At 74.5% G+C, this 19,805-nt stretch carries 22 protein-coding genes and 3 pseudogenes; 13 read left to right on the forward strand and 12 right to left on the reverse strand.

Annotated features, from left to right (window positions below):
* Nucleotides 1-68: 68 nt before the first annotated feature.
* Nucleotides 69-761, forward strand: coding sequence for a YceI family protein (locus B5P21_RS15495; protein ID WP_094171367.1), 693 nt, complete (start codon nucleotides 69-71; stop codon nucleotides 759-761).
* A gap of 87 nt (nucleotides 762-848) precedes the next feature.
* Here B5P21_RS15495 and B5P21_RS15500 read toward each other — a convergent pair whose 3' ends face one another.
* Nucleotides 849-1,259, reverse strand: coding sequence for a nuclear transport factor 2 family protein (locus B5P21_RS15500; RefSeq protein ID WP_094171368.1), 411 nt, complete (start codon nucleotides 1,257-1,259; stop codon nucleotides 849-851).
* An 84-nt stretch (nucleotides 1,260-1,343) separates the two neighbouring features.
* Here B5P21_RS15500 and B5P21_RS15505 point away from each other — a divergent pair, with 84 nt between their 5' ends.
* Both B5P21_RS15505 and B5P21_RS15510 read left to right on the forward strand, forming a co-directional pair.
* Nucleotides 1,344-1,976 carry a TetR/AcrR family transcriptional regulator gene (locus tag B5P21_RS15505; RefSeq protein WP_045526308.1) on the forward strand — a complete coding sequence of 211 codons (633 nt, stop codon included), beginning with the start codon at nucleotides 1,344-1,346 and terminating at the stop codon, nucleotides 1,974-1,976.
* Between the two features lie 200 nt (nucleotides 1,977-2,176).
* Nucleotides 2,177-3,286 (forward strand): poly(ethylene terephthalate) hydrolase family protein, encoded by a 1,110-nt coding sequence (locus B5P21_RS15510; protein WP_210433766.1) that lies wholly within the window; start codon nucleotides 2,177-2,179, stop codon nucleotides 3,284-3,286.
* A gap of 55 nt (nucleotides 3,287-3,341) precedes the next feature.
* On the opposite strand, the gene B5P21_RS15515 is transcribed toward B5P21_RS15510, so the two are convergent.
* Complete coding sequence (locus B5P21_RS15515; RefSeq protein WP_045526306.1) at nucleotides 3,342-3,968, reverse strand: TetR/AcrR family transcriptional regulator; 627 nt, start codon at nucleotides 3,966-3,968, stop codon at nucleotides 3,342-3,344.
* 33 nt (nucleotides 3,969-4,001) lie between these two features.
* On the opposite strand from B5P21_RS15515, the gene B5P21_RS15520 reads away from it, so the two are divergent.
* Complete coding sequence (locus B5P21_RS15520; RefSeq protein WP_045526304.1) at nucleotides 4,002-4,997, forward strand: DMT family transporter; 996 nt, start codon at nucleotides 4,002-4,004, stop codon at nucleotides 4,995-4,997.
* 17 nt (nucleotides 4,998-5,014) lie between these two features.
* Nucleotides 5,015-5,482, forward strand: coding sequence for a hypothetical protein (locus B5P21_RS15525; protein ID WP_045526302.1), 468 nt, complete (start codon nucleotides 5,015-5,017; stop codon nucleotides 5,480-5,482).
* Here B5P21_RS15525 and B5P21_RS15530 read toward each other — a convergent pair.
* Complete coding sequence (locus B5P21_RS15530) at nucleotides 5,449-6,054, reverse strand: P-loop NTPase family protein (RefSeq protein WP_045526300.1); 606 nt, start codon at nucleotides 6,052-6,054, stop codon at nucleotides 5,449-5,451. The two genes, B5P21_RS15525 and B5P21_RS15530, sit on opposite strands and share 34 nt — an antisense overlap.
* Nucleotides 6,055-6,282: 228 nt before the next feature.
* Between B5P21_RS15530 and B5P21_RS17710 the strand changes: the two are divergent.
* The 6 genes and pseudogenes from B5P21_RS17710 to B5P21_RS15570 form a co-directional block, all read left to right on the forward strand.
* A pseudogene (locus B5P21_RS17710) lies at nucleotides 6,283-6,708 on the forward strand (glycoside hydrolase family 95 protein); the annotation flags it as partial.
* A gap of 596 nt (nucleotides 6,709-7,304) precedes the next feature.
* Entirely contained in the window at nucleotides 7,305-7,976 is a 672-nt protein-coding gene (locus B5P21_RS15545) for a glycoside hydrolase family 95-like protein (RefSeq protein ID WP_045526296.1), read from the forward strand.
* Nucleotides 7,977-7,981: 5 nt separating this feature from the next.
* Nucleotides 7,982-8,782 (forward strand): GNAT family N-acetyltransferase, encoded by an 801-nt coding sequence (locus B5P21_RS15550; RefSeq protein WP_045530083.1) that lies wholly within the window; start codon nucleotides 7,982-7,984, stop codon nucleotides 8,780-8,782.
* 34 nt (nucleotides 8,783-8,816) lie between these two features.
* Nucleotides 8,817-9,266, forward strand: coding sequence for an MSMEG_6728 family protein (locus B5P21_RS15555; protein ID WP_045526294.1), 450 nt, complete (start codon nucleotides 8,817-8,819; stop codon nucleotides 9,264-9,266).
* Nucleotides 9,267-9,502: 236 nt separating this feature from the next.
* Nucleotides 9,503-9,994, forward strand: a complete 492-nt coding sequence (locus tag B5P21_RS15565; protein ID WP_094170620.1) for an FBP domain-containing protein — start codon at nucleotides 9,503-9,505, stop codon at nucleotides 9,992-9,994.
* Between the two features lie 60 nt (nucleotides 9,995-10,054).
* Nucleotides 10,055-10,248: pseudogene (locus tag B5P21_RS15570) on the forward strand (YnfA family protein); the annotation flags it as partial.
* A 116-nt stretch (nucleotides 10,249-10,364) separates the two neighbouring features.
* Here B5P21_RS15570 and aroQ read toward each other — a convergent pair.
* The gene (gene aroQ / locus B5P21_RS15575) at nucleotides 10,365-10,955 is read right to left on the reverse strand and encodes a gamma subclass chorismate mutase AroQ (protein WP_094171370.1); all 591 of its coding nucleotides are present in this window, start codon (nucleotides 10,953-10,955) and stop codon (nucleotides 10,365-10,367) included.
* 170 nt (nucleotides 10,956-11,125) lie between these two features.
* Here aroQ and B5P21_RS15580 point away from each other — a divergent pair, with 170 nt between their 5' ends.
* On the forward strand, nucleotides 11,126-12,127 hold the full coding sequence (locus B5P21_RS15580) for a hypothetical protein (protein WP_045526287.1): 1,002 nt from the start codon (nucleotides 11,126-11,128) through the stop codon (nucleotides 12,125-12,127).
* A 34-nt stretch (nucleotides 12,128-12,161) separates the two neighbouring features.
* Here B5P21_RS15580 and B5P21_RS15585 read toward each other — a convergent pair whose 3' ends face one another.
* From B5P21_RS15585 to B5P21_RS17425, 8 genes and pseudogenes are all read right to left on the reverse strand, one after another.
* Complete coding sequence (locus tag B5P21_RS15585) at nucleotides 12,162-12,818, reverse strand: HAD family hydrolase (RefSeq protein WP_045526286.1); 657 nt, start codon at nucleotides 12,816-12,818, stop codon at nucleotides 12,162-12,164.
* On the reverse strand, nucleotides 12,815-14,113 hold the full coding sequence (locus tag B5P21_RS15590; RefSeq protein ID WP_172457203.1) for an ROK family transcriptional regulator: 1,299 nt from the start codon (nucleotides 14,111-14,113) through the stop codon (nucleotides 12,815-12,817). The genes B5P21_RS15585 and B5P21_RS15590 overlap by 4 nt, the downstream gene beginning before the upstream one ends.
* A gap of 20 nt (nucleotides 14,114-14,133) precedes the next feature.
* Nucleotides 14,134-15,344 (reverse strand): annotated as a pseudogene (locus B5P21_RS15595) (Gfo/Idh/MocA family protein).
* Nucleotides 15,341-16,096, reverse strand: coding sequence for a ThuA domain-containing protein (locus tag B5P21_RS15600; RefSeq protein ID WP_094171369.1), 756 nt, complete (start codon nucleotides 16,094-16,096; stop codon nucleotides 15,341-15,343). The pseudogene B5P21_RS15595 and the gene B5P21_RS15600 overlap by 4 nt, the downstream one beginning before the upstream one ends.
* A 96-nt stretch (nucleotides 16,097-16,192) precedes the next feature.
* A complete protein-coding gene (locus B5P21_RS15605; protein WP_094170622.1) occupies nucleotides 16,193-17,074 on the reverse strand; it encodes a carbohydrate ABC transporter permease in 882 nt (293 codons plus the stop codon).
* Complete coding sequence (locus tag B5P21_RS15610) at nucleotides 17,067-18,056, reverse strand: carbohydrate ABC transporter permease (RefSeq protein WP_045526280.1); 990 nt, start codon at nucleotides 18,054-18,056, stop codon at nucleotides 17,067-17,069. The genes B5P21_RS15605 and B5P21_RS15610 overlap by 8 nt, the downstream gene beginning before the upstream one ends.
* 49 nt (nucleotides 18,057-18,105) lie before the next feature.
* Nucleotides 18,106-18,657 (reverse strand): extracellular solute-binding protein, encoded by a 552-nt coding sequence (locus B5P21_RS17420; RefSeq protein ID WP_246865311.1) that lies wholly within the window; start codon nucleotides 18,655-18,657, stop codon nucleotides 18,106-18,108.
* Nucleotides 18,658-18,754: 97 nt separating this feature from the next.
* On the reverse strand, nucleotides 18,755-19,087 hold the full coding sequence (locus B5P21_RS17425) for a hypothetical protein (RefSeq protein ID WP_246865312.1): 333 nt from the start codon (nucleotides 19,085-19,087) through the stop codon (nucleotides 18,755-18,757).
* A 419-nt stretch (nucleotides 19,088-19,506) separates the two neighbouring features.
* Between B5P21_RS17425 and B5P21_RS15620 the strand changes: the two genes are divergently transcribed.
* On the forward strand, nucleotides 19,507-19,805 hold a 299-nt coding region (locus B5P21_RS15620), incomplete at its 3' end, for a dihydrofolate reductase family protein (RefSeq protein WP_487006716.1).

The raw sequence follows: 19,805 nt of genomic DNA on the forward strand, positions 1-19,805 counted from the left end.
GTCGTCCTCCATGTCGGCGCGTCACATCGCGGCGGACGAAGACGCACCATCCGGATCAGGAGACCCCCATGCAGAAGAAGACCAAGATCATCCTCGGCACGAGCGCGGCCGTGGTCGTCGTGCTCGGTGTCAGCGCCGCCGCGTTCGGCCCCGCGATCTACCGCGACGCGATCGTCGGCCCCCCTGCGGCCGCCCCGTCCGTCTCGGCCGACCCCGCCGACTCCACGCTCGACACGAGCGACCTGTCCGGCGAGTGGCAGATCGGCACCGGCAGCACCGCCGGCTACCGCGTCGCCGAGGTGCTCAACGGCACCGACGTGACCGTCGTCGGCAAGACCGAGGACGTGACCGGCGACGTGACGGTCGACGGATCCACCCTCACGGCCGCGACCGTGAAGGTCGACGTCGCGAGCATCGCCACCGACGCGGCACCCCGCGACGAGTACTTCCGCGGCACCGCCATGGAGGTCTCGAAGTACCCCGACGCGACCTTCACGCTCACGCAGCCGGTCGACGCGGCCGTGCCCGCGAGCGGCCAGGTCGCGACGGTCGACGCGACCGGCGAGCTCACGATGCACGGCGTGACGCAGACCGTCACGGTGCCGCTGCAGGCCGCGCTCTCGGGCGACGGCGTGCAGATCAGCGGATCCATCCCCGTCACCTTCTCCGACTACGGCGTCCAGGCCCCGAGCCTCGGCTTCGTGAGCGTCCAGGACAAGGGCACCGTCGAGTTCCTGGTGAAGGCGACGCCGACGAAGTAGGCGTCCGTCCCACGAGGGAGGGGAGGAGGAGCGCTTCGGGTCGCTCCTCCTCCCCTCCCTCGTGACGGGGTCGTGCTCGGCGCTCGGTCAGCCCACGTCCGCCGTCGCGGCCGCGACGGGCGAGATGACCCGGCTCGCGATCAGCCAGCGCCCGTCGTGCAGCTCGACCCCGTCGTCGTACACGACGGCGTGGAGTCCGCCGTCGCGCATGATCATCAGCCCCTTGGACCGGACCGACGCGGTCGACGCCCCGGTCTCCGTGATGACGACGTTCGTCACGAAGTGCGACAGGGGAGCGACGCCGGCGGCGGACATCCTCTCCGCCGCGGCGCGCATGGCGTCGATGCCCTGGAAGGCGCCCATCCCCGAGCGGGTCATGTCGTACGTCGCATCGGTGGTGAACACCTCCCCGAGCAGGTCCGGCCGGTCCTCGTCGACCACGTGGGCATGGCGGGCGAGCGTCTCGTTGATCTGCTGGCGATCGAGGGCGGTGAGCATGGTTCCTCCTTGGGTTGGTACTGAGTACCGTAACAGACTCGGTACATTACGGGACCCGGATCGCGCGGATGGTAGTGTCGGCGCATGGCGGAGCGAACCTCGGAGACGGAGGCACCCTCCCTGTCGCTCATCGAGCGGAAGCAGCGCGCGGCACGGAACCGCATCATCGACGCCGCGGATGCCCTCTTCTCCGAGCGGGGCTTCGACCGCGTCTCCGTCACGGACATCGCGGAGCGCGCCGAGGTGGGGCGCACCACGTTCTTCCGGCACTTCGGGGACAAGACCGAGGTCGTCTTCGCCAAGGAGCAGGCGATGTTCGACGCGATCGCCGACGCGACATCCGGGGCGTGGTCTCCCCCGCAGCCCGTGGACGGCCTCGCCGGCGCCCTCCGCGCGCTCGAGCCCCTGGTGCTCCGGCTGTGCGAGCAGGCGACCGCCGACCTCGGCGCGTACGAGCGGCACACGCGCCTCCTCGGCGCGCACGACGAGCTGCGCGCACGCGAGGCGCTGAAGGACCAGCAGATCGCGACCGCCCTCGCACAGGCGCTCGTCGAGCACGGCGCTCCCCCGACGATCGCGACCACGGCGGCGCAGCTCGCCCTCGCCTGCTACTCCAGCGGCCGGATCCTCGCCGCCGCGCCCCGTGACCTCGCCAGGAGCACACGCGCCGCGTTCCGCAGCACCCTGGCCATGGAGTCGACGTCCCGCGACGGGTGACCGTCCGCATCCGGGCGGATCGGGTGCCCCCTCCCCCGCAGCACGATCGCGCGTCCCGCGCTCCGTCTGTCCACGGGCGGCCGGGTCTGAGGACGGTCGGGAACGGTTCTCAGGACCGCGCCCCTGTGGTCATCGCGGTCCGGCGAGGGTCTTCCCGCCGAGACGCCGATCACTGCCCACGACAGAGAGATGACACGACCATGTCCGTCACCCGCTCCGCCTTCCGCACCCGCCCCGTCGCGGTCCCCGCCCTCGCGACGCTCGCCCTCCTCGGCGTCCCCACCGCCGCGCAGGCCGCCACCCCGGCCCACGCCGCCACCGCGGACAGCGCGTCCGCCCACCACCACGCGCCGTACCCCCTCAGCCAGCACACGATCCCCGCCACGGACGGCAGCGGCTTCGGCGACGCCACCCTCTACGCCCCGCAGGACACGGGCAAGAAGACCCTCGGCGCGATCGTCGTCGCCCCGGGCCTCAAGGGCGACCAGTCCGTCCTGGGCTGGCTCGCCAAGGACCTCGCCGGCGAGGGCTCCATCGTGCTGGACATGGACACCCTCGGCGGCTACGACCTCCCGAACCAGCGCTCCTACGAGATGCTCGCCGCGGCCAAGTACCTCGCCACCGCGAGCCCGGTCAAGGACCAGGTGGAACCCGCGGACATCGGCGTCGTCGGCTACTCGCTCGCCGGCGGCGGCGCCCTGCAGGCCGCCGTGGAGCAGCACGGCCTCAAGGCCGCGGTCGCCCTCATGCCGGACGACTTCCCGGCCGACGCGACCGACCCGTACCACCCCACCCCGTCGCCGACGTACCCCACCATCACCACGCCCACGCTGGTCATCACCGGCCAGGCCGACACGACCGCCCCGGCGTCGTTCATGGGCGAGCCCGCCGACGAGCCCATCCCCGCCTCCACCCCCAGGCAGTACCTGGAGCTCCGCGGCGCGGACCACTACGCGGCTCGGGCGAAGACCGACGGCACCGTCCGCGACGCGGTGACGAACTTCCTGAAGACCTACCTCGACGGCAACAGCGCCTACGAGAAGCACGTCCGCCCGGCCCAGCCGGTGTCGGCCGCGATCAGCGACTCCGCCAGCTCCTGCCCCCGCGAGATCCGACGCACGGCCTCCGGGCCCGATGAGAGCGGCGTGCGACCCCGGTCGCACGCCGCTCTCGGCGTCCCACCCGGATCGCCCGGCCGCCGCGCGACCGCGCCCGGCCGAGAGGGAGGACGCGCCGCCGAGGGGATCCGGGGATCACGCCGGGAGCGCACCCCACAGCAGACCCGCGTACTCCGCGCGATCCTCGGGTGAGGCGAAGCCGGGCAACGGGTCGGAGCCGTAGCGAACGGGCACGGCGCCTCGTCGCTCACCGGCCCGCCTCCGCCGGGAGCGCCGCCGCGAGCAGCCCGCGCGCGGCGTCGCGCGCGACCGCCATCGGCCGGGCGAAGGTGCCCATGCCGAGCGTCACGAGGCCGCCCTCGTAGATCAGCATCAGCGTGCGGGCGGTGGCGGCCGGATCCGGCACGGCGGCCTCGCGGCACAGGTCGCGCAGCAGGTCCAGCATCCACGCCTTCTGCCGCATGACCTCGGGGAGCACGTCGTGCCCGTCGTCCTCGTCGCCCAGGTCGCCCTCGCCGAGCTCCGCGCGCGCGTTGATCGCGCTGCAGCCCTTGGGCGTGTTCGCGTCGGCCCACGTGACGGCCGCGTCGAACACCGCCAGCACGCGGTCGATCCCGGGCTCCGGCGTGCGCGCGAGCCGTGCCGCGAGGTGCTCGCGCCAGCGGGCGTCGCGGTGCTGCAGGTACGCCACCACCAGCTGCTCCTTGGAGCCGAAGCGGTCGTAGATCGTCTTCTTGGTGACGCCGGCGGCCGCGGCGATCGCGTCGACGCCGACCACGTGGATCCCCCGCGCGTAGAAGAGCTCGGACGCCGCGTCGAGCACGCGGCGGGCCCCGGGCGTGAGCGGGGCGAGGTCGGGGACGGCGGTGGGCATGCGTCGAATTTACCGGTCTGTATAGTCGAGCCCATGACAAGTAGACAGATCGGTATACCTCGTCCGCTCGTGACCGCCGTGGCCGCCGCCGGCTTCGTGCTCGCGTGGAGCTCGGGCTTCCTCATCGCGGCCGTCGGCACGGTCGAGGTGCCCGCGACGACGCTGCTCGTCTGGCGGTTCGCGCCGCTCGCCGTGGTGCTCGTGGCGGTGGTCGTCGCGACCGGCGCGGCGCGCGGGATCGCGCCGCGGACGCTCGGGCGGCAGGCGCTCATCGGCGCGTGCGCGCAGCTCGGCTACTGCGCCTTCGTGTACGCGGCGATCGGCGCGGGCATCGCGACCGGCACGACGGCGCTCATCGACGCGGTGCAGCCGCTCGTCGTCGCGACGCTCGTCGGGCCGCTGCTCGGGCTGCGCGTGCGCGGCGCGCAGTGGGCCGGGCTCGCCCTCGGCGCCGTCGGCGTGGTGCTCGTGGTGCGGTCGCAGGCGGGGGCGGCGGATGCGGATCCCGTCGCGTACCTGCTGCCCGCGGCGGCGATGGCGTGCCTGGTCGCGGGGACGTTCCTCGAGCGCCGGTCGTCCGGCCGTCCGCCCGTGCTCGTGACGCTGACCGTGCACGTCGTCGTCACGACGGTCGCGCTCGTGGTGGCCGCCGTCGCGACCGGCACGCTGGCGCCGCCCGCGGATCCGGCGTTCTGGATCACCACCGCCGTCGCAGCCCTCGTGCCGACCCTGGGCGCGTACGGGCTGTACTGGTGGCTGCTCGAGCGCGTCGGGATCACGGCGCTCAACGCGCTGCTGTTCCTCGTGGCGCCGACGACCGCGGCGGCGGGCGCGCTGCTGCTCGGGGAGCGCATCACGGCGGTGACGCTCGCGGGGTTCGTGCTGTGCGGCGCGGGCGTGGCGGTGGTGCTGGCGACGGAGGCGCGGCGGGCAGCGGCACGCGCCGGGGACGCGGCGGACACCGGGCCCGCCGCCGACCACTCCAGTCCGGGTGCGGATCGCCGCGAGCCCGCCGCCCGGGCCGCGTGACGCCCTAGGGTCCGGACATGAGCGCTCCGCGGATCACCGTCGCCTGGGCCGGCCTGTGCGCCGCCGCCGTCCTCACGCTGAGCGGGTGCGCGGCGCCCGGACACGGGGCGGACGCGCTCGCGGCCGTGAACGCGAGCATCGCCGCGCACGACGGCCCGTTCCCCGGACTGCGGCTCGACGGGCTCGAGACCCGGTGGGACGAGGAGCAGCAGGTCTGGACCCTCGCCGGGACGATCGGGCCCGTGGGCGACGACCCCGAGGCCGGGCCGGCGTCCGACGGTCGCGTGGCGCTGTGGGCGACGGACCAGGATCCGACGCGCGAGGACTTCGCGGGCACGCTCTGGTCGGCCGTGAACGGCGCCGACATGGTCTCCGACGCGCCGCAGCTCGGCTCCTTCCCGCAGCTGTCGATGGACGGCCCGGTGCCGGCCGGGATGTGGTGCAGCGACCTCTACCCCGCTGCGGCCGGCGGCTCCGGCGGCTGACCCGCGTTCGGCTGACCCGCCGCCGGCAGCCCGCGCAGCCACACATCGACGTCGCGGGTCGAGCGCAGCCGCACGATCCGGAGGTGCGGGTGCTCGATCGCCGCCAGGATCACGCGCTTCCGCACCTTCGCGCGCCCCCGCCACCCCCACCGCACGATGTGGTCGGGGTCGGTGAGCACGGTGCGCATCGGCGGCTCGACGTTGCCGTGCCAGAGCGGCTCGCGGCGCCAGCGGCGGACGACCGTCCGGCGGATCAGGCGCCCCATCTGCACCGCCACGGGCAGGTCGAGCCACACGAGGGTGTCGGCGCGCGACGGCAGGAGCTGCCCGAGCTGGGTCGTGTACTGCCACTCGGTGACCCAGGTGTCGCGCGACGAGAAGGCCTCGACGTCGTCGCGGAACGTGGGCAGCTCGGTCCACGCGGGACCGTGGAAGAGGGCGTCCATCTCGGTGTGCGGGAGGCCCGTGCGCTCCTGCACCCGCCGGGCCAGCGTGGTCTTGCCCGCTCCCGACGCCGCGCCGATGAGGATGCGCCGGGCGGGGGGATCCAGGCGCGGGAGGGGTCCGAGCATCCCGCGATCCTAGGGCGCGCGGGCGGGGCGCCGTCGGGATCCGCCCCGCCCTCCCGCGCGGGACGACCCGCTCGCGAGCGCGACGCCGCCGGGTACCGTGGTGCCGCCCGCGACGAACCGACACCCGACCGGAAGGACCCGATCATCGGATCGCCCTCGCGCGACGACGCGCACCTCCCCGCCGCCTTCACGACCGCGACCGCGGCGCCGACCTGGGAGGAGGGCGTCGTGGTCGGCAGCGGGCGCGTCGGCGCCGTCGCGCACGGGCCGGCCGACGCGATCACCGTCTCCCTCGCGCACGAGCTCTGGTTCCCGCCGGTGAACCCGCGACCGCACGCGCCCGACCTGCGGCCCCGCCTCGGCGCCATCCGCCGCGCCCTCCTCGCGGGCGACCCGGACACGGCGAGCGCCGAGCTGATGGCGGGCGCGCGCGACAGCGGCTACGGCGACGACCTCGTCTGGACGGATCCGCTGGGCATCTGCGCGACCCTCGTGATCCGCACCGCGGGTGGCGTCGCCGACATGCGGCGCACCATGGACCCGGTCGGCGGCGAGTCCGCCATCGCGTGGACCGACCTCGCGAGCGGCCGGCACGCGCTGCGCCTCATCGCGCCGCGCGACGGGACGGCGTGCTGGATGGCGCTCGAGTCCGACCGGGATTCCGAGGCGGTCGTCGAGCTCGGCCTCGGCGCGGGTGACGCGACGGCCGCGTACACGGGCGGGCCCGACGCGTCCGCCGCGGTGCGCGCGTCGGTCGCGGGCGGCGCGCGGGGGATCCTCGCGGCCGAGGCCGGCGCGGGCGACGACGCGCTGCGGACGGTCACGGCGGTCGACGCTCCGGGCGCGGTCGACGCGGGCGTCGCCTGGGAGGTCGACGGCGGATCCGCGCGCACGGGCATCCGCACCGGCCCGGGCGCGACGCGGCTGCTGCGGCTGGCCGTCGCCACGGGTCCCGCCGCCGCGGATCCCACCCCGGACGGTCCGCCCGCCGCGATGCCCGCGTGGGAGGACCTGCGCGCCGCACAGCGCGCGACGCACGCCCGGCTCGTCGCCGCATCCGCCCTCGACCTCCACGGCGAGGCGCCCGCGAGCGACGCCGACGCCGACCCCACCACCACCGAGGACCTCTGGGCGGCGGCCCGCGCCGGCGACCCCGCCGCCCGTCGCCGCGTCGTCGAGGTCGCGTACACCAGCGGCCGCGCGGCGATCATCTCCTCCACGGGCGAGCTGCCGGCCACCCTGCAGGGCGTGTGGCAGGGCACGGCGGCGAGCGCGTCCCCGCGGCGACCGACGCGACCATGGACGTCACGATCCTCCGGGACGCCGCCCGCCTCCTCGCCGCGGCCGCCGCCACCGTCGCCGCCGAGATCGCGTGGCGCGCCGAGGACCCGACCCCACCGCCCGGCCGCATGGAGATGGCGTTCGGCCTCGTGCAGGTGGGGCTCGCGGCCGCGGCCCTCGGTGACGCGGAGTCCGCGCTCACGTGCGTCGAGTGGCTCGCCGTCGACCACTGGAGCCCCGCCCTCACGAGCCGGCATGACGCCGGCCGCCTCTTCAACCTCGACGCGAGCGGCGGCCTCCCCGCGCTCGTCGCGGCGATGCTGCTCGGATCCGACGCGGGGTCGCTCGCGGTCCTCCCGGCGCTGCCGGCGGCGTGGGCGCGCGGATCCGTCACCGGGCTCCGCGCGCGCGGCGGGCTGGTCGTCGACCGGCTCGACTGGGATCCCGACGGCGCCGCGCTCGCCGTGCGGCGCGTGCCGGGCGCGGGGTGGCTGGCGCCCGCCGGCGGGACGGCGCTGCGGCTGCCCCGGGCGGCGTCCGTGCGCGTGGACGGGCGCGAGCACCCCGCCGGCGAGCGCATCGCGTTCGGCGAGGACGCCGTGCGCGTCGAGCTCGCCTGGCTGCCCGTGCCCGTACGGTGAACCGCGTGACCCCCACCGCCGGATCCGCCGCCGCCCTGCTCGCCGCCTACGACGCCCAGCTCCGCACCGACTCCGAGACGCCGAACGCGCTCGACGTGCGGGTGCTCGGCCCGATGCGCCTCGCCGTCTTCCCCGGCGGGCGCGGCTTCGTCACGTACGCCGACCTCGGCGGCCTCGACGAGGCCGGCCTGCGCGAGCTCGTCCCCACCGCGCTCGCGCGCTTCCGCGACGACCCCGCGATCACGACCGTGGAGTGGAAGACCCGCGGGCACGACCGCGCCCCCGGGCTCGATCGTGTCCTCCGTGCGAACGGCTTCGTCCCCGAGGAGCGCGAGTCGATCATGCTCGGGGAGGCCCGGGCGCTCGCGGTCGACGTGCCGCTGCCCGCGGGCGTCACGCTCCGGCGCATCACCGCGGAGGCCGACGTGCGGGCGATGAGCGCCATGCAGGCCGAGGTCTTCGGCGACGTGGACTCCACCGACCAGGCCGACGCGATGATCCGCCGCCTCGGTCTCGACGACGGCATGGAGATGTGGGCTGCCTGGGCCGAGGGGCGGATCGTCTCGGCGGGCCGGCTCGAACCCGTCGCGGGATCCGACTTCGCCGGCCTCTGGGGCGGCGCGACCCTGCCGGAGTGGCGAGGGCGAGGCATCTACCGCGCCCTCACCGCGGCCCGCGCGCGCTCGGCCCTCGCCGCCGGCCGCACCCTGATGCACAGCGACTCGACCGACTTCTCCCGCCCCATCCTCGAGCGCTCCGGCCTCGTCGCCTGCTCGACGACCACGCCGTACGCCTGGTCGCGCTGACCCGGCTCGCCCGCCCCCGGAGTTGAGTGGGGGCGTGCAGACGTTCCTCCCCTATCCCGACCTCGCGGAGAGCATGGCCGTGCTCGACGACAAGCGGCTCGGGAAGCAGCGCGTCGAGACGCTCCAGGTGATGAAGGCCGTGACGGTCGCCGGCTACGGCTGGCAGAGCCACCCCGTCACGCGCATGTGGCGCGGCTACCGGCCCGCGCTCATGGAGTACCAGGAGGCGACGTGCGCCGAGTGGACCCGCCGCGGCTTCGCGGACACGTGCTTCGAGAAGACGCTCGCGGTCATCGCCGAGGTGCCCGAGGACCTCGTCGCCTACACGGAGGGTCGCATCGAGCTGCCGCCGTGGTGGGGCCGCGCGGAGCTGCACCTCTCCCACCGCTCGAAGCTGCTGGCCAAGGCGCCGGAGCTGTACCGGCCGGCGTTCCCGGGGGATCCGGACGACCTCGACTACGTGTGGCCGGGCGCGAGCGCCTGATGCGCATTCCCCCACGCGGGGTACCGTTGTCGCGTGAGCATCACGAGCAGCACGACGCCCTCGGGGCGTGGGGAGGTCGTCGGCGGCACGTCCGCCGGCACCAGGTAGTCACCGGATCCGTCGCCGCGCCCGCGAGGGCCGGCCGCACCCGGCGCGCCGTCGATCCACGTGGATCCGGCCGCCGTCCCGACACCCGTTCCCGCGGCACCGCCGCGACCCCGCACGAAGGGCACCGCATGCTCCCCCTGACCGAATCCGCCATCCGCTCCTCGCTCGTCAACGCCTCGCAGCGCGAGGCCCGCGACCTCCGCCTCCCCGAGGGCTTCGCCGACCTCGCCTGGGACCGCCTCGACTTCCTCGGCTGGCGCGACCCCAAGGCCCCGCAGCGCGGCATCGTCGTCGCGCCCGTGGGCGACGAGCTGATCGGCGTGCTGCTGCAGCAGTCGTCGACCGCCCCGCGATCCCGCGCCCAGTGCACGTGGTGCCAGGACGTGCGCCTGCCGAACCCCGTCGTGTTCTACGGCGCGCGCCGCGCGGGCGCGGCCGGCCGCAACGGCAACACCGTCGGCACGCTCGTCTGCACCGACTTCGAGTGCAGCGCGAACGTGCGGAAGCCCCGGCCGATCCCGTACCTCGGCTTCGACCCCGCGGCGGCGACCGCGCAGCTCATCGACGACCTGCGGAATCGGGTGGCGGCGTTCGCGGCCGACATCGCGTCGACCGCGTGACACGGGCTGACGGTGGCCTGACCCGCTGACCCGCCCGTCCGGCTCCGCCCTGCTCGGAGCATGCTGCTGCGCACCGTGATCCTGTTCGCCCTCGCCGCGGTCGCCGAGATCGGCGGCGCCTGGCTCGTCTGGCAGGCGGTGCGCGAGGGGAAGCCGTGGTGGTATACCGGCCCGATCGGTGGGACGTGATCGGCGCCGTCGTCTGCCTGCTCGGCGTCGCCGTGATCATGTTCGGGCCGCGCGGCCAGGCCGCCGGACGCGGGCCGCGCACGAGAGCGCGCGCCCGCCCCGGAGGACGGACGCGCGCAGGGGTGGGTCGGCCGGGCCAGCGCGTCGGGGCAGCTGACCCGACCGGGTCGGGAGGGCCGGCTCAGGACTCCGGCGTGCAGACGGTGGCGAGGGCCGTGCGGAAGGCCTTGCGGTGCGCGTCGTCGAGGCCCTGGCCGAGCTGGCCGCGGGCGTCCTTCACGAGGTGGCCGCACTGCTGGTCGTCGAGCGCGGCGGACGCGGCGCCGATGGCCGGGACGAGCCGGGCGTCGACCGCGTTGATGCGCGGGCGCACGCTCGTGGTGAGGTCGGGCGCGGTGGTGGGCGCCTCGTCGGGGTGCGCGTGCCAGCGGACGATGAGCGCGTACTGCACCTGCTTGCTCGCGAGGATCTGCGCGCGGATGATGCGCTCGGCCGCGACCGGGTCGACCCCGTCGGCCTTCGCGGCGGCGATCGTCGCGTCGACGACGGCCTGCTCGCGCGCGGGATCCGCGACGGCCTTGCCCGACAGCCACTTCGACGCGGCCACGTCGTCGGCGATCTCGAGGCGGTCGAGCGCGGCGGACGCGACGGCGGTGACCGCCTGCTGCTCCGCCGGGTCGCGCGGGCACGCCTGCGCGGGTGCGGCGGCGCCGAGGAGAGCGGCGAGGGTGACGGCGAACGCGGACGTGGCGATGAGGGCGCGGCGGGGCATGGCGGATCCGTTCTTCAGGAGCGTGCGGATGGGGTCGGGTCGGGCGATCGGGTCGGTCGGTCGGGTGCCGCGAGCATAGGCAGACGACGCGCCCGGGTGGCCGCGGGAGTGCACAGGCCGTCCCGATCGGGGGCGCGCGGCGTGGGCGACCGCGTCGCTAGCGTGGGCGGATGACGACGCCCGACGCCGCGCCCGCGCCCGACACGACCCTCGACCGGCCCGCGGATCGTGCGATCCCCGGCGTCCGCGGCGCGCTCCTCGCCCTGGCCGTCGGCGTCGCCGCCGCGGTACTCGGGCTGCTGCCCTGGATCCTCGCGGGCCTGCGCCTCCCGCTGCAGAACCTGTGGCGGGAGGAGATCACGTCCGCGGCCGACATGCCCATCGCGCTGCTGCCGTTCAACCAGTACACCGCGGGCCTGCTGGCCGCGGTGATCCTCGTGGGCGGCGGCATCGCGGGCGCCGCGGCGCGCGCCCTCCGCACGCGGCTCCCCCGGCACGGCTCCTGGCTCGTCGTGGCCGGCCTCCTGCTCGTCCATGTCGTCGCCCTCGTGCAGACGTCCGTGGTCACGGCCGACGGGCTGGGCATGGACGACGTCTCTGCCGGGGGGAACCGCACGGGCGCCGGCATCAGCGAGGCGCAGGTGCACCTCGTCGCGTTCGTCGTCGGCACGGCGGCGATGGTGCTGCTCGCCGGCGTCGTCGCGGCCCTCGTCGCCCGCGCGCCCGCCGGTCTCGCCGTCGTCGCGGCGGCCGTCCCGGTCGTGCTGCTCCGCGAGTGGCTGGGCGGGCTCGTGTCCCCCGGCGATGGCGGGCTGCTGAGCGACACCGCGTACGCGATCCTGCCCGTGATCTCGTGGGTGCCGCCCGTCGTGCTCGGCGTCGCCATCGCGCTCACGGGGCTGCGCACGGTCGGCCGCGTGATCGGGTCGGTCGTCGCGGTGCTGCTGCTCTGGCTCGGGACGGCGGTGGTGGTCGGCGTCACCTACGCCCTCGGCAACCGCAGCCTGCTGCGCTACCCGCTCGAGCTGGTGCAGGCGGGCGGCATGGTGGGCGGCGAGGTGCTCCGAGGCCAGGGCGGCGCGCTCGGGCAGCTCGCGGTGGCGGTGGTCGTCGGGATCCTCGGCGCGCTCGTCGTCCGCCTGGTGCGGCGGCGGGCCGTCAGCGCGGGGTGACCCTGCCGCCGTCGACCGGGCGGGGCCCTCCGGCTCAGCCCGCGAGCTCCCGCAGCAGCGGCGGCAGGTCGCGCATGTCGTCGAAGACGGTGGCGCCGGCATCGCGCAGGCGGTCGGCCGGGGTGAGCCCGCCCGCGTAGCCGAGCGCGCGCATGCCCGCGGCGAGCGCACCCTGCACGCCGTACGGGCTGTCCTCCACGACGACGCAGCGCGCGGGATCCACGCCCATCCGCGACGCCGCGAGGAGGAAGAGGACGGGCGCGGGCTTGCCGTGCGCCACCTCGGTGGCGCTCGAGATGCGGCCGTCGAAGCGCCCGAGCAGACCCGTGCGCGCGAGGTCGGCGCGGATCTTCGGGTGGCCGCCGCTGGATGCCACGCACGTCGGCAGGGCGATGGCGTCGAGGGCCTCCGCGATGCCGTCGACCGGCCGCAGGTGCTCCTCGAAGGCCTCCCCGTACCAGTGCGCGTAGGGCGCGTCCCAGTCGTCGGCGAGGTCGCGGCCGAGGTGCGCGGCGACCTCCGCGGTGAAGGCCGCGTGCGACTTCCCGACCAAGCGCTCGACGATCTCCTCGGTCGTGACGTCCCAGCCGAGCTCCCCGAGCACCCGCCGGTCGACCTCGACGGCGAGCACCTCGCTGTCGACGAGCACGCCGTCGCCGTCGAGGATCACGAGATCCACCGGCGCGCTCACGCCGTGGTGCGCTCCGCGTCGGCGGCGGCGCGCATCACGCCCGACGGATCCACGAGCACGCGCGCGAAGGCCAGCTCGGCCGCGCCGATCATCAGCCGGTCGGGGCCGAGGGCGGCGCGGCGGATCCGCAGCGCCTCGCGCGCGCCGGGGAGCGCCTGGGCGGTGGCGCGGGCGAGGATCCGGTCGGGGTCCGCCGCGTGCAGCGACCCGAGGAACCCGCCGAGCACCACGAGCGACGGGTTGAAGATGTTGACGACGTTGCGCAGCGCGACGGCCAGGTTGTCGATCTGCCGCTCGACTTCGCGGGTGATCGGCGGATCCCCCGCCTCGAGCGCCGCCGCCAGCACGTCGCCCAGCTCGTCGGCGCGGGCGCGCGGGAGGCCCGTGACCTCGAGCAGCGCGTCCTGCCCGACGGTCGTCTCGAGGCAGCCGACGGCGCCGCAGTGGCAGAGCTCGCCGCCGGAGTCGACGAGCGTGTGGCCGAGCTCGCCGCCGTAGCCCTCGGCGCCGCCGAACGGGCGCCGGCCGATGAGCACGCCGCCGCCGACGCCCGACGCGCCGCCGTTGAGGTAGACGAGGTCGTCGACGTCGCGGCCGGATCCGAACCGCCCCTCCGCGACGGCCGCGAGGCTCGCGTCGTTCGCGGCGAGCGCGGGGAGCCCGGTGGCCTCGGCCAGGAGGGCGGCGAACGGCTCGTCCACCCAACCGAGGTGCGGCGCGAGGCGGACGATGCCGCCGTCGAAGCGGACGAGGCCGGGGACCGCGACGCCGATGCCGAGCACGCGCGCGTCGGGCCGGGTGGCACGGAGGTCGGCGCGGATCCCGTCGATGATCGCGGCGGCGACCCGGGCGGCCTGCGCGGCGGTCGGCACCCCGTCCGTGTCGCGGCGGATCCGCTGCTGCACCACGCCGTCGAGGCCGACGAGCCCGACCGTCACGGCGTCGATCTCGGGGTTGACCGCGAGGACGACCACGCGCGGGTCGGCCGAGACGATGGGGCTTGGCCGGCCGACGCGGTTGGTGCCGGGCGGCTCCGACTCCACGACGAGCCCCAGCTCCTGCAGCTCGCCCACGAGCGCGGCGATGGTGGAACGGTTGAGGCCCGTCTCGCGCGTCAGCTCGGAGCGGGACGCGGGGCCGGTCTCGTGCACGATCTGGAGGACGGTCGCGAGGTTGGAGCGGCGGACGTGGTCGGGCGTGGTGCCGCGGGAGCGGGCGTCGCCGGCGGGCGGGATCTCGCGGGAGCGGGGATCCGGCGCGAGCGGCACGGCGCGGCCCGTCTCGTCGCCGGTCACTGGATCCCCACCCGACGAGGCTACCCGGCGGCGGCCGGGCGGGCGACGGCCGCGGCGCCCGCGGAGGCCGGCGGCCCCTGGAGCGCCTCCCGCACGCCCCGCTCGCGCCACGCCTCGAGCCGCGCGCGCACGTCGTCGCGCCGTTCGTCGGCGAGCGCGGTCGCGTAGGCGCGCTCGAGCACGTCGTCGATCGCGAGCCGCCGGCCCGTGCCCTTCGACTCGATCGCGGCCTCCACCATCGCGAGGCTCATCACGTTGCCGTGCACCTCGCCGTGCGGCCGCTCGCCCGTGCGGAGCGCCCGGACGAACGCGCGCAGCGACCCGGCGATCTCGACCCCCACCGACTCGGCGGGCGCAGGCTCCGCGGGCGGGCCGTCGGGCGCGTCCGGGATCTCGCTCGTCGGCGCGTGATCGCCGTCCCAGAGCGCGGTGCCGTGCGCGCCGCTGGCCCGCCAGGATCCGTTCCAGGACGTCTCCGCGCCCGGGCTGCACCAGCTGCCCGTGTAGACGTAGCGCACGCCGCCCTCGAACGCGAAGACCGCGGTGGCGCCCGCGTCGCCGCGGTACCAGCTCCACGCGGGGTTGTACGACTCGCAGTAGACGCTCACGGGATCCGCGTCGAGCAGGTACCGCACGGCGTCGAACTGGTGCACGGCCATGTCGAGCAGCAGCACGTCGTCCATCTCCTCGCGGAACCCGCCGAAGTGCGGGGCCTTGAAGAACTCCGTCGTGACGATGCCGACGCCGCCGAGGTCGGCCGCCCGGCGCTTCAGCGCGACGAGGTGGTCGTTGTAGCGGCGCGACTGGCTGACCATGAACAGCTCGCCCGTGATCTCCGCGGCCGCCGCGAGCGACAGCCCCTCGGCGACCGTGAGCGCGACGGGCTTCTCGCCGAGCACCGGGATCCCGCGAACAGCGCCTGCGTGGTGACGGGGTGGTGCGCGCGCGGGATGGTGACGTCGATCACCGCGTCGGGCCGCACCCGCGCGATGAGCTCGCCGAGGTCGGTGGACGCCTCGGCCGACGCCCCGTGCGCGGACGCGCCCGCCCGAGCCGCCTCCTCGTCGAGGTCGACGACGCCCACGAGCTCGACGTCGGGATCCTCCGCGATGGTCTGCAACCACTGCTGCCCCATGCCGCCCGCGCCGACCTGCACGACCCGCAGGGGCGCGCCGTCGGCGGGCGCGACGATCCGGTGGGCGGCGCCCGCGCGCTCCTCCACGTCCGTCATCGCTCGAGCGCCCCGGCGTAGTCGGTGCCGTCGTAGTACTCGCCGAGCTCGTAGCGCAGCAGCGTCGGCGTCTCACGGCGGTCGGGCCGCGCCCACTCGCAGGCGTTCGCGATCACGCGGCGGACGTCCGTGTGGTGGTACACGGGGAAGTCCTGGTCGCCGGGCGAGAAGAAGAAGATCCGGCCGAACCCGCGGCGGTAGGTCATGCCGCTGCGGAACACCTCGCCGCCGGTGAAGCCCGAGATGAAGACGAGCTCGTCGGGCGTGGGCACGTCGAAGTACTCGCCGTACATCTCCTGCTCGTCGATGACGATGGGGTTCGGGACGCCGCGGGTGATGGGGTGCTGCGGGTTCACGGTCCACACGAGCTCGCGGTCGTGCTCGCTGCGCCAGCGGAGCGTGCACGTGGTGCCCATCAGCTTCGTGAAGATCTTCGACCAGTGCCCGGAGTGCAGGACGATGAGGCCCATCCCGTCGAGCACGTGGCGGTGCACGCGCGCGACGATCTCGTCGTCCACCTCGGCGTGGGCCGCGTGGCCCCACCAGGTGAGGACGTCCGTGCGCGCGAGCAGCTCCTCGGTGAGGCCGTGCTCGGGCTGGTCCATGGTCGCGATCTCGACGTGCGCCGCGGGCAGGTTCTCCTGCACGCCCTCGGCGACGGCGCCGTGCATCCCGGTCGGGTAGCGGTCGCGGACGTGCTGCTCGATCTGCTCGTGACGGTTCTCGCCCCAGACGGTGACGCGGAGGGGGATGCGGTGTCGGTCATGGTGTCTCTCTCTCGGAGGGGTCGTGCGGCAGGTCGGCGGGGGCGCGCCGCGGGTCGGGGGCGCGGGCGGGCGGGAGCCGGATCACTTGACCGCGCCGCCCGTCGCGCCCGCCGCGATGAAGCGCTGCGCCGCGAGGAGCAGCACGATCGCGGGCAGCGACGCGAGCACGGCCGTCGCCATCACCGTGCTCCAGTCGGCGGTGTACGTGCCGATGTACTGGTAGATCCCGAGCGTGATGGGGCGCACGTCGTCGGTCGTCGTGAGCGTCAGCGCGAACAGGAAGTCGCTCCAGGTGAAGAGGAACGTGAAGAGCCCGGCCGTGATCACGGCGTTGAGGCTCACGGGCAGCACGATCGAGCGGAAGGCCCGGAAGTTCCCGGCGCCGTCCACCTTCGCGGCCTCGATGATCGACGGCGGGATGCCCGCCATGAACGCCCGCATGATGAGGATCGCGAACGGGATGCCGGCCGTGGAGTCCGCGAGGATCAGGCCCGGGATGGAGTTGAGCAGCCCGACGTCGTTGTACGCGGCGTAGAGCGCGTTCGCGACGACGATGCCCGGGATCATCTGCGAGATGAGGATCCCGAACAGCACGATGTTGATCCAGCGGAACCGGAACTGCGCGAGCGCGTACGCCGCCGGGGTCGCGATGGCGAGGCTGAGCACCACGCTGCCGAGCGCGATCACGAGGCTCGTGCCGAGCGCCTGCCCCTGCTCGGAGAGCGCGGTCGCGTAGCCCTGGAACTGCGCCTCGAACGGGAACCACGCCGCCTGGATCGCCGGGCCCGCGGGCTGCAGGGAGATGTTGACCATCCAGTAGACGGGGAACAGCATGACGGCGAGGATCACGATCCCGACGACGGTCGAGATCCAGCTGCGGTCGGCGCGGGGTCGGCGGGACCCGACCGGGTGCGGCAGGCGGCGTGGCGCGGGTGGCGCGAGGCGCTCGGCGGTGTCAGTCATCGACGGCCTTCCTGTTGGCGCGGAGGTAGACCACCGCGAACACCGCCGAGATGGCGATGAGGATGTTGCTGAGGGCGGCGCCCGACCCGAAGTCGAACTGCTGGAACGAGAGCGTGTACGACTGCGTCGCGATGGTCTGCGTCGAGTTCGCGGGCCCGCCGTTCGTGAGGCCCAGGATGATGTCGAGCACCTTGATCGTGTAGACGACGCCGAGGACGAGCACGACGCCCACCACGGGTCGCAGCAGCGGCCAGGTGATGTGCCGGAAGCCGCGCCAGCCGGTGGCCCCGTCGAGGGATCCGGCCTCGTACAGCTCCGGCGGGATGTCCTGCAGGCCGCCGTAGAGGATGGTCGTGTTGAACGGGATCCCGATCCACACGTTCACGGCGATCACCGTGATGAGCGCGAACGCCGGGCTCGTGAGCCACGGCACCGGGTCCTGCACCGCGCCCGTGCCCAGCAGGAACTGGTTGAGCACGCCGGAGTCCTGGTCGAGGATCCACTTCCACACCGCGCTCGAGACGATGAGCGGCAGCAGCCACGGCAGGAGCAGCAGCGCCCGCAGCAGCCCGTTGAGCGGGAACGACCGGCGGAAGAACAGCGCCAGCACGAGCCCGATGACGAATTGGCCGAGGATCGAGCCGATCGTGAAGAGGAACGTGTTGAGGAGCGCCGTCGAGAAGATCCCCGACGAGAGCACCGATGCGTAGTTCGCGAACCCGACCCACGGCGCCTCGCCCGTGTAGAAGGTGGTCGTCGTGTACTCCTGGAAGCTCATGACGATGTTCTTCACGACGGGATAGCCGAAGAAGAGCACGAGGTACACGACCGCCGGCACCAGGAACATCGCCTGGAAGAAGCGCTCCCACCGGAAGCGGGGACGGCGACGCACGGGGCCCCGCGCGGCGGCGGCGTCCCCGGCGCCCCGGGCCCGCCCGGCCGCCTGCGCGGTCGGGCGGGCGGGGACGGCGGTCGTCGCCATCAGCCCTGCTCGGCGTTCTTCAGCGCGTCCTCCGGGGAGGACTGACCGGTCAGCGCCGACTGGACGGCCGTGTAGATCTTCGTGCGGCCTTCGGCCAGTCGGCGCCGAGCTCGCCGGTGCGGGCGCGGGCGTCGGCGACGAGGTCGACGAACACCTGCTCCTCGGGCACCTGCTGGCCGAACTCGGTGGCGACGGCGGTCTTCGACGGGATCGTGAAGCGCTTGCTGGCCATCTCGAGCTGGTTCTCGTCGGAGTTGAGGCACTCGACGACCTTCGCGGCCGTGGCCTGCTTCTCCTTGTCGCCCGTCTGCGGCACGGTCCAGACCTCGCCGCCGAGCGGGCGACGGCGGTGCCGCCGGCCTCGGTGCGGGCAGCTTGGCGATGCCGTAGTCGACGCCCGACTCGGTGAGCGCGGGATCTGCCACGGGCCGTTGATCATCATCGCCGTCTTGCCGGCCATGAACTGGTCGTTGACGTCGGACTGGGTCCAGTTGACGACGCTCTGCGACGCCGAGCCGTCCTTCACGAGGTCGGTCCAGAGCTGCAGCGCCTCCGCGGTCTCGGGGGTGGCGATGTCCTTCTCGTCGCCGCCGTTGACCACATGAAGGGCAGGAACTGCCAGGTGCCCTCGTAGGTGGCGTTGGCGTCCATCGCGATGCCGTAGCGGTCGCCGTCCTTGAGCGCGGCGGCCGCGGTCTTCAGCTCGTCCCACGTCGTGGCGGCTGGATCCCGGCGTCGGCCAGCATGGCCTTGTCGTAGAACAGCCGATCGTGTTCACGGTCGGCGCGAGGCCGTACGTCTTGCCTCGTAGGTGCCCGCGTCGACGACGCCCTTCGCGTAGCCGTCGGTGGAGATGCCGAAGTCCTCGAGCGGGCGAGCGCGCCGGTCGCGGCGATCTGCTGCAGGTCGGGGTTGTCGAGCATGAGCACGTCGGGCAGCGTCTTCGACGACGCCTGCTGCAGCACCTTCTGGATGAGGCTCGAGCCCGGGATCGACGTGCGCTTGATGGTGATCCCGACGACTCGCCGCACTTCTGGAGGGTGTCGCCGATGACGGTGTCGTCGTTGCCCTCGTTGTAGTAGTCGGTGACGGTGATCGTCTTCGGATCCCCGCCGGACGAGGATCCGCCTCCCCGCCGCCGGAGCAGCCGGCGAGCACGAGGGGGACGGTGGCCGCGAAGGCGGCGGCGCCGATGAGGCGGCGGCGGGCGGTGGATCGAGGGGACATCGCGTGGTCTCTTCCTTGAGGTGCGGTCCGGGGCTCGACGACACCGTGATCCGCCAGCTCCGCACGCATCCGGGAGGCGTCGTCGCGCACCCGATGGCGGCGACGCTAACACCGGATCGGGGTCGTGTAAAGCGGTTAACCAGAGCTCGGACCGGAGTGCCCGTAGACGGCGGGCACGGCATCGCGGATCATGGCGCCCACACCGAGCTCGAGGAGGAGCCGCATGCGCCGGATCACCGCAGGACTGTTCGCGTCCGTCGGCGGCGTCGTGGAGGCGCCGAACCTGTTCCAGTTCGACAGCTTCGACGCCGAGCTCGGCGCGGGGATGACCCGCCTCATGGAGACGGTGACGACGGCCGTCCTCGGCCGGCACGGCTACGAGGACTGGTCGTCGTACTGGCCCCAGGCGCCCGCCGACGACGCGTTCGGCGCCTTCATCAACCCGATCGAGAAGCTCGTCGCGTCGCGGACGCTCACCGGCGAGCTCGACTGGAACGCGACCCTCATCGAGGGCGACGTCGT

Source organism: Clavibacter michiganensis subsp. insidiosus, assembly GCF_002240565.1.
Lineage (GTDB): Bacteria > Actinomycetota > Actinomycetes > Actinomycetales > Microbacteriaceae > Clavibacter > Clavibacter insidiosus.

Bases quoted from the DNA above. Each gene is read 5' to 3' on its own strand.
- B5P21_RS15495 (WP_094171367.1), top strand. From the start codon at position 69: ATGCAGAAGAAGACCAAGATCATCCTCGGCACGAGCGCGGCCGTGGTC.
- B5P21_RS15500 (WP_094171368.1), bottom strand. From the start codon at position 1,259: ATGCTCACCGCCCTCGATCGCCAGCAGATCAACGAGACGCTCGCCCGC.
- B5P21_RS15505 (WP_045526308.1), top strand. From the start codon at position 1,344: ATGGCGGAGCGAACCTCGGAGACGGAGGCACCCTCCCTGTCGCTCATC.
- B5P21_RS15510 (WP_210433766.1), top strand. From the start codon at position 2,177: ATGTCCGTCACCCGCTCCGCCTTCCGCACCCGCCCCGTCGCGGTCCCC.
- B5P21_RS15515 (WP_045526306.1), bottom strand. From the start codon at position 3,968: ATGCCCACCGCCGTCCCCGACCTCGCCCCGCTCACGCCCGGGGCCCGC.
- B5P21_RS15520 (WP_045526304.1), top strand. From the start codon at position 4,002: ATGACAAGTAGACAGATCGGTATACCTCGTCCGCTCGTGACCGCCGTG.
- B5P21_RS15525 (WP_045526302.1), top strand. From the start codon at position 5,015: ATGAGCGCTCCGCGGATCACCGTCGCCTGGGCCGGCCTGTGCGCCGCC.
- B5P21_RS15530 (WP_045526300.1), bottom strand. From the start codon at position 6,054: ATGCTCGGACCCCTCCCGCGCCTGGATCCCCCCGCCCGGCGCATCCTC.
- B5P21_RS15565 (WP_094170620.1), top strand. From the start codon at position 9,503: ATGCTCCCCCTGACCGAATCCGCCATCCGCTCCTCGCTCGTCAACGCC.
- aroQ (WP_094171370.1), bottom strand. From the start codon at position 10,955: ATGCCCCGCCGCGCCCTCATCGCCACGTCCGCGTTCGCCGTCACCCTC.
- B5P21_RS15580 (WP_045526287.1), top strand. From the start codon at position 11,126: ATGACGACGCCCGACGCCGCGCCCGCGCCCGACACGACCCTCGACCGG.
- B5P21_RS15605 (WP_094170622.1), bottom strand. From the start codon at position 17,074: ATGACTGACACCGCCGAGCGCCTCGCGCCACCCGCGCCACGCCGCCTG.
- B5P21_RS15610 (WP_045526280.1), bottom strand. From the start codon at position 18,056: ATGGCGACGACCGCCGTCCCCGCCCGCCCGACCGCGCAGGCGGCCGGG.